A 15,852-nucleotide genomic window follows, 5' to 3' on the forward strand; every position below is an offset into this window, starting at 1 on the left:
CTTTGCAGGTAATTACAATTTAAAGCGCGCCACAGCGGCACGTAAATCACTCGCGAGCATCTCGAGTGAGCGCACATTTTCATTTGCGGCGCGGACTGACTCGGCTGATTCCTCGACCATGTGCGTGATACGCTCAACATTCGCCGCTAAGCTGCTACTTGCTTGGCTTTGTTCAGAAGTTGCATTGGCCACTTCACGGATTTTGATCAGCGTTTCCGCTGCGCCACCACTAATCTCACGCAGCATATTCGCACCGCGATCGGCCATTTCGACACTGCGGGCTACTTGAGGTTTTGCTTCGTCCATGCTCACGACCACCGACATTGTGTCGGTTTGCACTGCATGAACCATACGCGTAATTTGGCCTGTTGCCTCAGAGGTACGCTCTGCCAATTTACGTACTTCATCCGCAACTACCGCAAAGCCGCGGCCCTGCTCACCAGCTCGTGCCGCTTCAATTGCAGCATTGAGCGCCAATAAATTGGTTTGGTCTGCAATCTCTTTAATGACGCCGGCGATGTTATCAATTTCACGTGAGCGTTCAACCAAGCCGCTGATCAAGACCGATGCAGTCGAAATCTGTGACGCAACAAGTTGGATTTCTTCAGCGGCTTTAGACACTAAAACTTCGCCTTCGCCTGCTAATTTGGATGAATTTGACGAATTAGCTTCAGTATCGCGAGCACTTTGCGAAATGTGATCAATGCTGACGGCCATCTCTTCAATCGCGGCCGCACTCGATTGGGTGGCGTCCGAAGATTGTCTCGATGCATGAGTGATCGAGTCCATTTGTTTGGTGAGCCCATTGGATGCATGTTTGAGTTCTTCTGCGCCGCGTTGAATGCCTTGGATCATTTCACGCAGACTAGTCTGCATGCTCGATACCGCGCCCAGTAGGCTATCTTGCCGGTAATTCCCCAGCACTTTATGGCCTAAATCACCTTGAGAAATGGCAACTGCAACTTTGGCGGCATAATCAGGCTCACCGCCCAATTGCAAAAGCAATTTGCGCACGGTTGAGAGCAAAATCAGTGCTACTGCGGCCGAAATAATCAGACAGATCAAAACCTGCCAGCGGGCATTGCTCCAGAATCGCGCATCGGCTTCGGCAAAACTAACACCATTTCCCACAATCCAATGCCAGCGAGGCGTTTGGATCGCGACCGATAATAAATCAACGACTTTGCCTTCACGTTCTGAAGTCCACCAGTATTCGGTTAGTGCACCGCCCGATTTTTGCAACGCACTCACAGCTAGCGCGCCTACACTATTGCCCTTTGCGTCTTTGAACTCGTTGAAGCTGGTGCCGTGCAATTGAGGGTCAAGCGGGGTCGAGACAAAATTGAGTTTTTCATCGACGACGTACACGTATTCGGATTTGTGATATTTATTTTCACGCAATAGCTGAGTGGCGATGGCCTTGGCTTCGTCTTCAGGGATTTTGCCGCTAGCGGCTAATTTTTCTAGCTCGACAATATTGAGATAGGTGCTTCGCAAAATCTGGTCAATACGGGCTTTATTGTCCTCATTGGCCGCGGTTTTCATGGTTGAAAGCCCGACCAACATCACTCCAACCAGCGCAACCATCACCAATATTGATAAAAGCCATGCTTTTGCTTTGATCGTCATTTTTCCACACCCCATTATTCAAAACCAATCCTTTAGCATAAACCGCAGACATGGGAAGAGCCAGCTCGAAGGCCGATTTTTAGGCGAGAAAATGGCTTTTATTTGGGGAAAAACTAAGTGGATGTAAATAGTGCCACTAATAGATTCGCGGCTGCGTGTGAAAACAGCCAAATTCTTCGGCTTACGCTGTCGGTGTCTTGCCAATAAAGTCGAATTATTGACGTTATTTTTTTGGGGTAAATTCAGCACGCAGAGCCATTTGGCAAGTACCACAGCTCTGCGTGTTTGAATTACGGCTTAGCGCATTAAATTAGTGCGCATCCCACCATTGCTGTGCCACTTCGCGATTGAATGGCGGCAGAATTTGCTTGGTAACGACCGTATTTTTCAAAACAGGGAATTTCTCAGTAAATTGAGCCAAATCAGTGTCATATTGATCGGAAATGACCACATCAAACGTGCCATCCGCAGCGCCAGCCACTGATTGTGGAATCAATGGGATCACTGGTCCTGCGCGAAACTCTTTATTCACACGCTGACGAATTTTCCCCGAAATGTGGCCTAAATACACAACCTTGCCCGGAGTGACTTCAATTTCTTGATGCACAGGCATAAAGAATTGGCCAAGTAAGAATAGCGACTGGTATTTACCAGCGTTCGCAATCAGTTTGTATTTGCCAGGCTTGAGCGTGAATCGATACAGGTAGCCATTACCGCCATCGCGATTAAATACACCTTCTTCATCGGCAATGAAATTGAGCTTGCTTGCGGTCGTTGTTTCTCCATCTTTCTCAATGTAGAGAATCCATGGGCTAGGCTGATAGTCGGGCTTGAGTTCATTTTTCATTTCAACAGAAAGGAGAAAGACCGATTCAGATGTGGTATCGAGTTTTTCCGTTTTTTGGTTAAAACCCATTTTGGTTGGTGTGGCACATGCACTTAAGAGCAAGCTAAATGCGATACAACAGAGTGTTGTTAATTTCTTCATTGAATTCTCCGGAAGGTAAAAACAAAAGAATTACTGCATTGAGTTAATGCATATTGAATAATAATTGTAACCGAGTATTAACAAAGACTGAGCCCTTGGGCGTGCTTTCGTTGTGTAGTTGCCGATCCATCGGCCAATAAATCAAAAGCCAAGCACTGTGTGCTTGGCTTTGATCAATGAAATAGACTGCGTTGGTTTATTCAATCATCTCTTTATAGGCGTACCAAGTTGCATGCCCGAGTAGCGGGAAGATCACAATCAATCCGACCAGATAGGTCGCAAAACCGATTGCAGTGAGGCCGACAATCAGGGCAGCCCAAACCAGCATGGTGCTGATATTTTCTGCCACGGCGCGCAGACTGGTCATCATGGCGGTCACGCTATCGACTTCACGATCTGCCAGCATCGGGATTGATACGGCGGTCAGTGCGAAGACAAAACACGCCAACACAAAGCCTGCAGCAGCCCAAATCAGAGTGAAGTTAAGGTATTCACCGGTAAGCGCTGAGATGACTGATTCATTCGCAGGTACCTGGCCACCGTATAGCAAGGCAAATAGGATAGCTGAAACGCGCTCCCATGCCATGGCGACCATGCCGAGAATGACGCCTAGAAACGCAATCTGGCTCAGGTTTTTGCTTAAATCATGAATCGACTGCATAAATGAGGTGGGGCGGCCTTCTTCGCGCTCACTGGTTAGCTCGTAAATACCGGCCGCCGCGAGCGGAGACAACAGTAAAAAGCCCGTCACCAAGGTCGCAAAGAAATGACCTTTTGGGTCGGCCACAGAGAGCAATATCCAACCCACGACGGTGATGATAAAGCCGTAGGTCAGGCTAGGGCCGGGGTGCTGCATCAGGTCATTCATTCCCATTTTCAGCCACGCAAGCGGGCGATCCATGCCGACTGTGCGCGTTTTGGGCATCGTAAAGTGTTGGTCTAATTCGCTCAGATGTAAGTCCATGATGCCGTCCCCCTTGGCAATTGATAACTTCGTCGTAGACCTGTTTTGACAAAAAATTAATCGCTTTCCGACAGGCGGAATTGCTGCAGTGCACAAATAAAACCTAATTAAATCAATTGCTTGCGCGAATATGAATCTTTGCTAGCTTAAAGTCAGCAGACCCTAAGGAGTTATGCAGATGAGTCAGCTTTCGATGCGCAAGATGATGCCCGCCTTGCTGCTGCTTTGTCAGCCTGCTTGGGCCGAGGGCGAATTTTGGACTTTCCAGCCGCCCGCAACGCACATTGCGCAGCAAATCGAGGGGCTGCATAGCTATCTGATGGTTGTGATTTTGGCGATCTTTGTTTTGGTGTTTGGCGTGATGTTTTACGCCATTTTGCGGCACCGTAAATCGTTGGGTCACGATGCCAAACCTTTTCATGAAAACACCACCGTTGAAATCTTATGGACTTTGATCCCCGCGCTGATTTTGCTCGGTATGGCCTGGCCTGCGGCCAGTGTGGTGTTGGCGCAGAAAGACACACGGGGTGCCACGATGACGATCAAGGCAACGGGGTTTCAGTGGTTTTGGGCGTATGAATATCTGGATTTTGGCTTTGGTTTCAAAAGCAAATTGGCGACGCCACAGGCGCAAATCGATAATCATCACAATGGTGGCGAGGCAAAAGGCGAGCATTATTTGCTGGAAGTCGATCAAGAGCTGGTCGTGCCCGTCGGGCAGAAAATTCGCATCCTGACTACTGCAAATGACGTAATCCATAGCTGGGGCGTGCCGGCGCTGGGCGTCAAACAGGATGCGATTCCCGGCTTTATTCGCGATACCTGGTTTAAGGCGGAAAAGATTGGCACCTACCGCGGTCAATGTGTCGAGTTATGCGGCAAAGGCCATGCATTTATGCCGATTGTGGTGAAGGTCGTCAGCGATGCCGATTTCAAAACATGGATTGCCAGCCAGCAGGCGCGCGCCAAGGCGATGCAGGATGATCCAAATAAAGCATGGTCAGATAACGATTTGCTGGCGCGCGGGCGGCAGGTCTACGAGGCCAATTGCGCAACGTGCCATCAGGCGGACGGCAAAGGCAGCGGGCCATTCCCCGCTTTGGCAGGCTCGAAAATTGCCAACGGCAGCAAGGCGGATCACCTGCATATTGTGCTCAATGGTAAAAATGCGATGCCCAACTGGGGCAGTTTATCGGACGTCGAGATCGCGGCGGTTTTGAGCTACGAGCGCAATAGCTGGGGCAATAAAGCCGAGATGGTTCACCCGAGCGATGTGAAAACCGCACGAGGAGCGAAATGATGAATACCAATGTGATGGGATCGATCAGCTCTGCGGATGCGACGACGCACGATATGCATCAAGCAGCTCATACTCATGGGGGGCATGAGGCTGCATACGAATCAGGCTGGGCTCGCTGGCTGTATGCCACCAATCATAAAGACATCGGCACGCTGTATCTGTGGTTTGCTTTTGCGATGTTTTTGACTGGCGGCGTGATGGCCTTGTGTATTCGCGCTGAGCTATTTCAGCCGGGGCTGCAATTCTGGCAACCTGAGTTTTTCAATCAGCTCACCACTTTGCACGGCATCATTATGGTGTTTGGTGCCATCATGCCCGCGTTTACTGGCCTTGCGAACTGGATGCTGCCCTTGATGCTGGGCGCGCCGGATATGGCGTTTGCGCGGATGAATAACTGGAGTTTTTGGCTGTTGCCACCGGCTGCCGCATTGCTACTCATTTCTCTGTTTGTACCCGGTGGTGCACCCGCAGGCGGTTGGACTTTATACCCGCCGCTTTCGGCGCAGGCGGGAATGGGGATGGATCTGGCGATATTTAGCATCCATTTGCTGGGATTGAGCTCGATCATGGGCTCGATCAATATCATCACAACGATCTTGAATATGCGCGCGCCGGGCATGACGATGCTGAAAATGCCGCTGTTTGCATGGACTTCACTGGTGACGGCCTACTTGCTGATTGCGGTAGCGCCCGTTTTGGCGGGGGCGGTGACGATGTTGCTGACCGATCGGCATTTTGGTACGCATTTTTTTAGCGCGGCTGGTGGTGGCGACCCTGTGTTGTTCCAGCATATTTTCTGGTTCTTCGGCCACCCCGAGGTCTATATCATGGCGCTGCCCGCGTTCGGGATTGTGAGCCAGATTATTCCAACCTTTGCCCGCAAGCCGCTGTTTGGCTATGTGTCGATGGTGTATGCGACCTGCTCGATCGCTATATTGTCGTTCATGGTCTGGGGGCACCATATGTTCGCAGTCGGGATGCCCGCGACGGCACAGCTGTTTTTTATGTTCCTCACGATGCTGATTGCAGTGCCGACAGGCGTCAAAGTATTTAACTGGATCGCAACGATGTGGCAGGGCAGCATGACGTTTGAAACGCCGATGCTGTTTGCGATTGGCTTTGTGTGCCTCTTTACTGTCGGCGGTTTTTCGGGGCTGGTGCTGTCAATTGCGCCGGTCGATACCCAAATGCAGGATACCTATTACGTCGTCGCGCATTTTCATTATGTGCTGGTCGCCGGTGCGCTGTTTAGCCTGTTTGCCGCGGTGTATTACTGGCTACCGAAGTGGACGGGGTATATGTACCACGAGGGGCGCGGTAAGTTTCATTTCTGGTGGTCGATGGTCTGGTTCAACGTGACCTTCTTTCCGATGCACTTCTTGGGTTTGGCCGGCATGCCACGGCGGATCCCCGATTACGCGCTGCAATTTACCAGCTTTAACAGCATTGCCAGCGTCGGGGCATTCTGTTTTGGTTTGGGGCAGCTTTTATTTCTTTATAACGTGATCCACACCATCCGCGGTGGCGTTGGCCCTGCGCCCGCTCGCCCGTGGGAAGGCGGCAATACGCTGGAGTGGGAAGTGCCTTCGCCCGCGCCGCATCACACCTGGGAGAGCCCGCCCGATCTGACCACAGTACGTCGCGGTTTGATCGCGCAGGCGGTAGAGCATGAGGGAGAGAGCGATGAGCCAAAATCTGAAAACCGCGCTTAAATTGCTGGCGCTGGCGATCGCGTTTTTTGCGTTTGCCATTGCGCGGCAGCTATGGGTATCTGCTTGAAGATTAATATCATAAAGGTTTTGGTGGTAATACCTAAGGTGGGTGTATGCAGCTCGCGTTAAAGCACAAGAACCAAACTTTGGCGATAAAGCTCGCAGCGATTGCGCTGCTGATGTTTGGTTTTGGCTATGCCTTGGCACCGTTTTATGGTGCGTTCTGCCAGTTTTTAGGCATAGACCGCGCCGAGGCGAGCTTGACGCAGGCAGGAGCCGCTCTGCGAATTGAATTTGATGTGAATGTGCCGGAAGGCTTGCCAGTCACGATGCAGGCGCTCGATAGCGTGCAGACGGGTAAGGCGGGGGGCGTGGTGAAGGCGCGGTTTATGCTGCGCAATGACAGCGATCAGGCGCTGACGGTACGCGCCGTGCCGAGCTTTGCGCCGGTACGCGCGGCGGGTTTGCTACGTAAGTTGGAATGTTTTTGCTTTGACGCGCTGACTTTGGCGCCTAAAGAATCGCGTGAAGTCACCGTCGTACTGCTGGTGGCCGATCAATTGCCACCCGAAATGGGCGCAGCGACTTTGTCCTACAGTTTGCAAAAAGTGATGTAGGGGGGGGCGAGCGATGCTGGCGACGATACGCACGGTTTTGGCGGCATTCTTTGGCGTACGCAGTCGGCAGCAGGCGGCCAAGCCGATTTCGCCGGTGCAATTGGTAATCGCGGGCGTCTTGTGCGCGGTCGCGCTGGGCTTGCTGGTCTGGCTCTTGGTGCGGTATTTGGTCGCGCAAGCGGGGCAATAGTTGGGCAAGCCTTCGCCGCTGTTTTGCGACGGAGATGAAAACGTTGAATGCCATGTATTGATTTGAGCAAGTCGGAGGTGAGCGATGAATGTCGAGAATGGAGTTCATGACGCACATTACTTTGTGCCATCGCCATCGCGTTGGCCCATCGTCGGCGCCTGCGCCTTGTTTTGTCTGGGGCTAGGCGCGGCACTCAGCATCAATCAGGTGGGCGGCGGTGGCTGGATTTTGCTCGCGGGGCTTGGGATTTTGCTGTGGATGTTGCGGGGCTGGTTTGGCGATGTGATCCGCGAGTCGGAAGCGGGGGCTTACGGTCAGCAAGTTGATTATTCATTCCGCTGGGGAATGAGCTGGTTTATTTTTTCCGAGATTATGTTTTTTGCCGCTTTTTTTGGCGCGCTATTTTATACCCGTACCATTTCAGTGCCCGAACTGGGGCTAATGGGCGATACGCAGCAATGGCTTTGGCCGCAATTTCATGCCGAATGGCCGCAGGCAACAGGGCCAAAAGCCGCGAGTTATGTCGCGATGCACCCTTTGGGCTTGCCTGTGATCAATACCGCCTTGCTATTGAGCTCGGGTGCCACGTTGACGTGGGCGCATTGGGGTTTATTGCAGCAAAACCGCAAGGTATTGAGTCTGGGCTTGGCGCTAACGGTGTTATTGGGCGCGCTGTTTTTATCGCTACAAGCCTATGAATATCATCATGCTTGGACGCAATTAAATCTCACGCTGGCGTCGGGCGCTTATGGTGCGACCTTCTATTTATTGACGGGTTTTCATGGCCTGCATGTGCTGGTCGGGACGCTGATTTTGGCGACGATGTGGTTTCGCGTGCAGCGTGGTCATTTCACACCGCAACACCATTTTGGCTTTGAAGCGGCAGCGTGGTATTGGCACTTTGTCGATGTCGTCTGGCTACTGCTGTTTGTGCTGGTTTACTGCATGTAAAGCCGATTGAGGGCGGCGCAAAGCTCAACTGACCCTAGCAAGACTTTGGCAAAAAACAAGCGCAATGCCGCATATCTGGAGCTGCTTTTTCTGGGTGGGAAGTCACTATAAATAATTATGCTTGGTTGATATTTCGCAGCTAAATCCAGCCTTGAGTTTTAGCCATCACCAGCAGAATAAACAAAGTAATCGACAGACCCACGCGCCAAGCGAGCATTGTCCACAGTTGTTGAGATGAGCCGCGAATCAAACGCAATAAGGCCTGCCCAAGCGCCATTAAGATGGCAAGAAGCAGGATGATAGTAAGGAGTTGCAAGGTGTCAACGATCTTCATTCCGAATCCTCCGCACCTTCAGCCTAGCCAAGTGTGGGCCAGTTTGCGCAATAAACATCAGCGCGGCGCATTGATGTTATTGAGTTTAATTTTGCTGACCGTGTGTTTGTGCGGGTGGCAATTGTGGCGTGCTTATGAAAAGAACCAACTGCTGCACGAGATCGAACGACTACAAGCCATGCCTGAGCTGAGCTGGCAGCAAGGTGTTCCGCCAGAGTGGCGTTTGTTGCAATTGCAGGGCCAATGGCTCAATCAATATGAAATCTGGCTGGATCATCGCCTACAGGAAGGCAAAGTGGGCTATCAAGTTGTGACCCCGTTTCAGCTCAAAGACGGCACGATTTTGCTGGTGAATCGTGGTTGGTGGGCGGGCAATGAGTCAGCTCCGCCAGCGGCAAAAAACTTGCCACGTGTTGTGGCACAAGCTTGGCCGCGCTATCTCGAGCTGGGTGCTGCACCGATCAATGGCCGCGTCTTTCAAAACCTCGACCCCGGCCGTTTTGCCGCTTGGGCCTATTTGCCGCTGCCTGCGGCGTATGTCACTGCCCGCGACGGCGAGCCGGGTTTGACGGCCTTGACCAGTGAGCGCCCCTTTGGCGTCGAGCGTCATCTGGGCTACGCCTTGACTTGGGCATTGCTGGCGATATTTGGCTCGTATCTATTTAGGCGTTTTTATCTGCATAAGGTGTAGGGTATGCATACGAAAGCCAAACAAAGAATGGTTTTGATAGCAATACTGGGCTTATGTATTTTGCCTTTGTTGCTCGCGCAAGCGGCTTGGCAGTGGGCCAGACCCAGTGGCGGGAAAAGTTATGGCCAGTTGCTGGCGCAACCTTTGCTGAGCGCATCGCAACTGAATGGTCGTCCACAATGGCAATTGCTGGCGCATGGTGATGCGGCATGTGGGGAGAGAACCCAGCAATTGACGCAAATTGCCACCCATTTGCAAAGGGCGCAGGGTCGTGAGCAGGCGCGTTTGCAGGTCAGCCAATGTCTGAGTCTGGCTCATACGTTACCTGAGGGTATCTATCTGATTGACCCGCATGGCAACGCCGTACTGCGTTATACCCCCGAACAGCTAGCCGAACCCAAGGGGCGGCAAGCGGCGCTGCGCGAAATAGGCGTCGTCCTCAAAAATAACCCGAGCTTGGGGTAGAGCGATGAGTGCGCAAAAGCTGCTGATGGTGGCTATCGTTTGGACTGCATGCTTGATGATGTTGGGGGCGTATGTCCGTTTGCAGGATGCGGGTCTGGGCTGCCCAGACTGGCCGGGCTGCTACGGTCAGCTCACTGCGCCTGATGAAGCCCATGAAATCGCACGAGCACAACAGCAATTTGGTGGCGAGGTGCATAGCGGCAAAGGCAGGAAAGAGATGATCCACCGCTATGTCGCCGGTGGGCTGGGTCTGCTGGTGCTGTGGCTGACGCCAGTGGTGTGGCGGGCGCGACGTCTGCGCGGGCAAGTGCCGGCTTTGGCGCTGTTACCGCTGTTGATCATCGTAGTACAGGCGCTGTTTGGGATGTTGACGGTGACGCTCAAGCTAATGCCCATTGTTGTGACTGGGCATTTGGTCGGCGGTATGAGCCTTTTGATGTCGCTGATTTGGCTGGCTAGTAGCGCAGCGCCGAAATGGGTTTGGACTGATGCGCGAGCGGATGCATGGTTGGGGCTGGCGAGTTGCGTTTTGGTGTTGCAAATATTGTTGGGGGCTTGGGTTTCCACGAATTATGCCGCGCTTGCTTGCGATGGCTTTCCGCTTTGTCGTGGTCAGCTTCTGCCACCGACGGGATTGCTTGAGGCCCTGCACCCCAATCGGGCTTTGGGGCTGACTGCTGACGGTATGCCTTTGCAGCTTGACCATCTCGCCGCGATTCATTGGGCGCATCGCGCCATGGCCTTGGTACTGAGTTTGGTCTTGCTGCGGTTGATTGCACGGCTGTGGCACTTATCGCCTCAGTATGCGCGCAGCCTGCTCGCCGCTTTGCTGCTGCAATTGAGTCTGGGCATCGGCAATGTCCTGCTCGGTTTACCGCTGGCTTTGGCTATTGCGCATCAGGCGGGGGCCGCATTGTTATTGGGTTTGCTAGTCTATGGATTGACACGGCGTGCTGGGCAGGAGCAATCGCCTGCGCCTGTGATGCCTTGGGCTGCGAGCAGCAAGCCGCCGCTTTTAGAGCGTAATTAACCGGAGTTGACGCGCGATGACGACATTAAGCCTGCATACTTCTGCTACTTTATGGCGCGAGCTGGTTCGACTCGGTAAGCCACGCGTCGTGGCCTTGATCGTCTTTTGTGCGTGGATTGGTATGTTGCTCGCGAGCGAGGGCGAGATCGATATTCGTACCATGCTGGCGGCGGTGATCGGCATTGCGTTGGTGGCCAGCGGTGCTGCGGCGGCAAATTGCTTGTTTGAAGCTGAGCGCGATGCGCACATGCTGCGCACGCATTTGCGCCCTTTGCCGCGCGGCACAGTGAGCCTGCAATGGGCGGCGATGTATGCCTTGCTATTGACGCTAACGGGGGCGGTGTTGCTGGCTGTGTGGGTAAATACCCTGACTCTGTATTTAACGCTAGGCACTTTCATTGCTTATGCAGTGGTCTATACCCGTTGGCTCAAGCCTGCAAGCCCGCAAAATATCGTCATCGGCGGCGCTGCGGGTGCGATGCCGCCAGTGCTGGGTTGGGCGGCGATGACGGGTGGGGTGTCAGCGGAAGCTGCGACCTTGTTTTTGATTATTTATGCGTGGACGCCGCCGCATTTTTGGGCGCTGGCGCTGTACCGGATGGAAGACTATCGCAAAGTCGGGTTGCCGATGTTGCCTGTCACGCACGGTAGAGATTTTACTCGGCTCTCGATCTGGCTTTATAGCTGGATTTTGGCCGCGACGACCTTGCTGCCGCTGGCCTTGGGATTTTCTAGCGTGGTGTATTTGGTCGCAATGTTGGGATTGAATGGCTGGTTTTTGCGTGGTGCGTGGCAGGTGTATCAGCAAGGTAGTGATGAATTGGCGCGGCGCTTATTTCGCATCTCGATCGCGTATTTGGCGTATTTATTTATGGCGCTGTTGCTTGATCATTATTTACAGCGCTGGATTTAATTGAACTTGTTCGCCAGTGCGGGCTGAAAATCAAAGCGCAATACAGCTTAGAACAAGCTAATCATTTCCTGGCAAGCTTCTTCCATTTCGGTGCTCAAATCGGTGTATTTGCCGTAGCTGAGTTCTTTTGGCTCTTCCAGATCGGGAATGTCCAGTTTTTGCATTTCGCTAAAGCCGCCAGCAAACAGATTGGCGACATAAATCACTTCGCCCAGATTGCGCGGGGTTTCAATAAAGTCGCGGGGCAAATCCACTTCTTTGACGGCTTCGACAATTTCCTCAGGCAAGCCAAGCGAGTCGAGCAATATATTGCCGACACTTTCATGCCATTGCGCAACCAAGTATTCGACGGTTTTAGGGCGCTCGCTCAATTCTGGGTAGCGACCCGCCCGATCAAGCATAAAGAATGCGCCTAGGTCGTGAACCAGCCCGGCCAACATGGCGAGCTCTGGGTTGACGCGGGTGAGGCGGCGGGCAATGACCCGAGCAATCATCGAGGTTTTAATACTGTGCAGCCATAATTCTTTGGCAATGTCTTCAAATGCGGCCAAGTCGCGCGAGCGGATCAATTGCTGCATGGCGCAGGCCAGCGCCGTGGCGCGCGCTGTTTCCATTCCCAGCCGGGTCAAGGCCGCGCCCAGATCAGTGATGGTTTTGCCCATCGGGTTGAAAACCACTGAATTGGCCATCTTGAGCAGTTTGGCGGTGATGAGTGGGTCTTTTTGCACCTCATGCGCGATGCGCTGCAAGGATGCGGTTTTGCTTTTCATGACCGTGCTAATTTGCACCGATGCATCAAAGCAAATCGGGAAAATGACTTCGCCCTCTAGCTCTTTGGCAATATCAATGAGCATCGCAAGACGTTCTTCATGCAGCTGATCGGGGGTTTTATTGGCAAATTGCATAATAGACATAATGTTCAAGCTGAAAGGCGATGACAGCTTAAGCATAGCCAATGGATGGCTTGAGCACAAAGAAGCTTTGATGATGAAGCGTTTTGCCGCCCTTCGCACCGAGCGGGCGCTCAAGTGCGAGGGGCGGATAAATTGGCTGTGGACGAATTAGCCGTGGATGGTTTCGATGTGGTGGCAGGCAATCATGCGATTCGCTAGCGGGCGCAATGGTGGGGTTTCAGACTTACAACGCTCATTGGCATACGGGCAGCGCGTATTAAATGCACAGCCAGTCGGTGGATTGAGCGGTGAAGGCAGCTCACCCGTGAGCTTGATTTTGGCACGACGATCTTCTTTGCGGATCGCCGGTGTCGCCGACATCAATGCCCGAGTGTAGGGGTGCAGCGGTTGCTCAAAGATCGTCGTTTTGTCGCCATACTCTACCGTGCTGCCAAAATACATCACCATCACGTCGTCGGCGATGTGCTCCACGACGGCGAGGTTATGGCTGACAAACACATAGGCCGTGCCAAGCTCGTCTTGCAAATCCATAAACAGATTCAAAATCTGCGCCTGAATTGATACATCGAGCGCTGAAGTCGGTTCATCAGCGACCAGCACCGCGGGTTTAAGCATCATCGCGCGGGCAATCGCAATGCGTTGGCGCTGCCCACCCGAAAACATATGCGGATAGCGATGGTAATGCTCAGGGCGCAAGCCAACGATTTTGAGCATTTCGCGCACACGCTGCTCGCGTTGTTCGGCGTTCAGATCGGTATTGAGCAGCAATGGCTCGGCCAGCATGGTGCCGATTTGCTTGCGCGGGTTCAGGCTGGCGAATGGATTTTGGAACACCATCTGCACTTTCGGGCGCAAGGTTTTCAAGGTCGCCGCGTTGGCGCTGGCAATATCGACACCGTCAATCACCAAATGGCCCGCACTCGGTTCTTCGATCAACGTGAGCTGGCGAGCGAGCGTTGATTTACCACAGCCCGATTCGCCGACCACGGCCAAAGTTTTGCCTGCGGCCAGTGTGAATGAAACGTCGTTTAAGGCTTTGACTGTGGCATGGCCTTTGAGAAACCCACGGCTTACCGCGTAATGACGCGACAGCGATTTGGCTTCCAGAATAAAATTAGGCTGATTTTGATTATTCATTGCGAGGTATCCCGTTGGAGTCCAATGGGGTAAAGCATCTTACGCTTGTACCTGCCAGGGGTAATAGGGCTGGTTTGGTATTGCGACAAGTCTCGGTCACATAGGGGCAGCGTGGGCTAAGCAAACAGCCGTGCGGGCGATCATATTGCCCGGGCACCACCCCAGCCAGCGTCGAGAGCCGCTTGGCACCCTTGCTGTGCTCTGGAATCGACGACAGCAAAGCTTGCGTGTATGGATGACAGGGCTGGGCAAACAACGTGTCGGTATTGCTGCTTTCCACCACTTCACCGGCGTACATCACGACCATGCGCTGCGCGACTTCGGCCACTACGGCCAGATCGTGGGTAATCAGGATCAAAGCCATGTCGTTCTGCTTTTGCAGATTGACCAGCAATTCCATAATCTGCGCCTGCACGGTGACATCCAGCGCCGTCGTCGGCTCGTCGGCGATCAGCAATTTGGGCTCACAGGCAATCGCCATCGCGATCATCACACGCTGGCTCATCCCGCCCGACAATTGATGCGGGTAGGCATTTAAGCGCGAGCGCGCGTCGGGGATTTCAACTTGCTCAAGTAATTCGAGCGCGCGTTGCTTCAAAGCTGCGCCGCGCAGGGGGGTATGCAGCTTGAGGGTTTCCATCAACTGGAATCCAACGGTATACGCTGGGTTTAAGCTGGTAAGCGCATCCTGAAAAATCATCGCAATGTCTTTGCCAATGATCTGACGTTTTTGCGCGGCTTTCATATTCAGCAGGTCTTGGCCGTCAAATTGCAGCGCATCGGCGGTGACGCGACCTGGCGCGTCGATCAAGCCCATCATCGCCAGCATGGTGACCGATTTGCCCGAGCCCGACTCGCCAACGATGCCGACAATTTCACCGCGATTCACGGTGAGATCAAGACTGGAAACGGCTTGAAACGGGTTGGCGCTACTGCCAAAGCTCACATTGAGATTGCGAATATCTAATAAACTCATGCTGTTTCTTGTCCTTTAATGGGACAAAAGTTTTCACGCAAGGCACAAAGCCGAAGAGCAGTACAAATCGTACGGCGAGGCGAAGTAACGCCGCGTGGGAACTTTTGGTTTAACTTTCAGGCCAGTTTTTTCAGTTTCGGATCAAGCGCATCGCGCAAGCCGTCGCCCAAGAGATTGAGCGCCACCACTGTCAGCAAAATTGTCACGCCCGGCATCGTCACCACCCACCATGCACTGTCGATGTAATCGCGCGCCGAAGCGAGCATCGTGCCCCATTCGGGGAGTGGCGGTTGTGCGCCAAGGCCCAAAAAGCCCAGCGCGGCAGCGTCGAGAATCGCGGAAGAAAAGCCCAGCGTACCCTGCACAATCAGCGGCGCCATGCAGTTTGGCAACACGGTGTTAAACATCAAACGCATTTTGCCCGCGCCGGCCAAGCGGCTGGCAACGACGTAGTCTTTATTGAGTTCGGTCATCGCCGAAGCGCGCGCCAAGCGCACATACGATGGCAGCGACACAATCGCAATTGCCAGCATGGTGTTCATCAGACCCGGGCCTAGTACGGCCACCACGGCCACGGCCAAGAGCAAGGAAGGCAAGGCCAGCATAATGTCCATTGCACGCATAATGCCGTTACCCAGAATCTTGGGGTAAAAGGCTGCGAGCAGGCCCAGCACAATGCCAGGCAGCATGGATAAGGCGACCGAGACGACACCGATCATCAGACTTAGCCGTGCGCCGTGCATCAGGCGCGACAGAATATCGCGACCGAGCTCATCGGTGCCGAGTAGGTATTGCCATTGTCCGCCATTGGCCCACGCGGGTGGTGTGAGCAGGGCATCACGAAATTGTTCGGTGGGCGAATGCGGCGCCAAAATGGGCGCCAATATGGCAGCCACTACCAGCGCTAAAAAGAAAATCAAGGCAACCAGCGCGCCGCGATTGGCGCTAAATGACTGCCAGAATTCCTTCAAGGGTGAGGGGTAGCTCAATGCGCCGCTAGCGTCGTCTGCGGCATTCATAGTCGTGGAATTTGTATTCATA

Annotated in this window: 17 protein-coding genes; 9 read left to right on the forward strand and 8 right to left on the reverse strand. The window is 53.2% G+C overall.

Annotated elements, in window-relative coordinates; all coding sequences use genetic code 11:
• Positions 1-12 precede the first annotated feature (12 nt).
• From HQ393_RS13985 to HQ393_RS13995, 3 genes are all read right to left on the reverse strand, one after another.
• Positions 13-1,629: a methyl-accepting chemotaxis protein gene (locus HQ393_RS13985; protein WP_179355759.1), complete on the reverse strand. Its 1,617-nt coding sequence runs from the start codon at positions 1,627-1,629 to the stop codon at positions 13-15.
• 310 nt (positions 1,630-1,939) lie between these two features.
• A complete protein-coding gene (locus HQ393_RS13990; RefSeq protein ID WP_179355760.1) occupies positions 1,940-2,617 on the reverse strand; it encodes a hypothetical protein in 678 nt (225 codons plus the stop codon).
• 196 nt (positions 2,618-2,813) lie between these two features.
• Positions 2,814-3,581 (reverse strand): DUF2189 domain-containing protein, encoded by a 768-nt coding sequence (locus HQ393_RS13995; protein WP_179355761.1) that lies wholly within the window; start codon positions 3,579-3,581, stop codon positions 2,814-2,816.
• A gap of 178 nt (positions 3,582-3,759) precedes the next feature.
• Here HQ393_RS13995 and coxB point away from each other — a divergent pair, with 178 nt between their 5' ends.
• The 5 genes from coxB to HQ393_RS14020 all read left to right on the forward strand — a co-directional run bounded on the left by coxB (position 3,760) and on the right by HQ393_RS14020 (position 8,351).
• Complete coding sequence (gene coxB / locus HQ393_RS14000; RefSeq protein ID WP_218871187.1) at positions 3,760-4,881, forward strand: cytochrome c oxidase subunit II; 1,122 nt, start codon at positions 3,760-3,762, stop codon at positions 4,879-4,881.
• Between the two features lie 53 nt (positions 4,882-4,934).
• Entirely contained in the window at positions 4,935-6,593 is a 1,659-nt protein-coding gene (ctaD, locus tag HQ393_RS14005) for a cytochrome c oxidase subunit I (RefSeq protein WP_179358516.1), read from the forward strand.
• 113 nt (positions 6,594-6,706) lie between these two features.
• Entirely contained in the window at positions 6,707-7,210 is a 504-nt protein-coding gene (locus tag HQ393_RS14010; RefSeq protein WP_179355763.1) for a cytochrome c oxidase assembly protein, read from the forward strand.
• 13 nt (positions 7,211-7,223) lie between these two features.
• Positions 7,224-7,400, forward strand: a complete 177-nt coding sequence (locus HQ393_RS14015; RefSeq protein ID WP_179355764.1) for a DUF2970 domain-containing protein — start codon at positions 7,224-7,226, stop codon at positions 7,398-7,400.
• Between the two features lie 84 nt (positions 7,401-7,484).
• Positions 7,485-8,351 carry a cytochrome c oxidase subunit 3 gene (locus tag HQ393_RS14020; protein WP_179355765.1) on the forward strand — a complete coding sequence of 289 codons (867 nt, stop codon included), beginning with the start codon at positions 7,485-7,487 and terminating at the stop codon, positions 8,349-8,351.
• A gap of 139 nt (positions 8,352-8,490) precedes the next feature.
• On the opposite strand, the gene HQ393_RS14025 is transcribed toward HQ393_RS14020, so the two are convergent.
• Positions 8,491-8,685 carry a DUF2909 family protein gene (locus HQ393_RS14025; protein ID WP_218871189.1) on the reverse strand — a complete coding sequence of 65 codons (195 nt, stop codon included), beginning with the start codon at positions 8,683-8,685 and terminating at the stop codon, positions 8,491-8,493.
• Here HQ393_RS14025 and HQ393_RS14030 point away from each other — a divergent pair.
• Genes HQ393_RS14030 through cyoE form a run of 4 tightly spaced genes read left to right on the forward strand, consistent with a single transcriptional unit; the run spans position 8,669 to position 11,784 of the window.
• Positions 8,669-9,376, forward strand: coding sequence for an SURF1 family protein (locus HQ393_RS14030; RefSeq protein WP_179355766.1), 708 nt, complete (start codon positions 8,669-8,671; stop codon positions 9,374-9,376). The two genes, HQ393_RS14025 and HQ393_RS14030, sit on opposite strands and share 17 nt — an antisense overlap.
• A 3-nt stretch (positions 9,377-9,379) precedes the next feature.
• On the forward strand, positions 9,380-9,841 hold the full coding sequence (locus HQ393_RS14035) for a hypothetical protein (protein ID WP_179355767.1): 462 nt from the start codon (positions 9,380-9,382) through the stop codon (positions 9,839-9,841).
• 4 nt (positions 9,842-9,845) lie between these two features.
• Complete coding sequence (locus HQ393_RS14040; protein WP_179355768.1) at positions 9,846-10,871, forward strand: COX15/CtaA family protein; 1,026 nt, start codon at positions 9,846-9,848, stop codon at positions 10,869-10,871.
• 16 nt (positions 10,872-10,887) lie between these two features.
• Positions 10,888-11,784 (forward strand): heme o synthase, encoded by an 897-nt coding sequence (gene cyoE / locus HQ393_RS14045; protein WP_179355769.1) that lies wholly within the window; start codon positions 10,888-10,890, stop codon positions 11,782-11,784.
• A 47-nt stretch (positions 11,785-11,831) separates the two neighbouring features.
• Here the strand turns inward: cyoE and HQ393_RS14050 are convergent, their stop codons facing one another.
• From HQ393_RS14050 to HQ393_RS14065, 4 genes are all read right to left on the reverse strand, one after another.
• Positions 11,832-12,698 carry an HDOD domain-containing protein gene (locus tag HQ393_RS14050; protein WP_179355770.1) on the reverse strand — a complete coding sequence of 289 codons (867 nt, stop codon included), beginning with the start codon at positions 12,696-12,698 and terminating at the stop codon, positions 11,832-11,834.
• A gap of 147 nt (positions 12,699-12,845) precedes the next feature.
• Positions 12,846-13,835, reverse strand: coding sequence for a peptide ABC transporter ATP-binding protein (locus HQ393_RS14055; protein ID WP_179355771.1), 990 nt, complete (start codon positions 13,833-13,835; stop codon positions 12,846-12,848).
• Positions 13,828-14,811, reverse strand: coding sequence for an ABC transporter ATP-binding protein (locus tag HQ393_RS14060; protein WP_179355773.1), 984 nt, complete (start codon positions 14,809-14,811; stop codon positions 13,828-13,830). Before HQ393_RS14060 ends, HQ393_RS14055 begins: the two co-directional genes overlap by 8 nt.
• Positions 14,812-14,927: 116 nt before the next feature.
• Positions 14,928-15,851 (reverse strand): ABC transporter permease subunit, encoded by a 924-nt coding sequence (locus HQ393_RS14065; protein ID WP_179355775.1) that lies wholly within the window; start codon positions 15,849-15,851, stop codon positions 14,928-14,930.
• Position 15,852: the final 1 nt, after the last annotated feature.

This window comes from Chitinibacter bivalviorum (assembly GCF_013403565.1).
In the GTDB taxonomy this organism is placed as follows: Bacteria; Pseudomonadota; Gammaproteobacteria; order Burkholderiales; family Chitinibacteraceae; genus Chitinibacter; species Chitinibacter bivalviorum.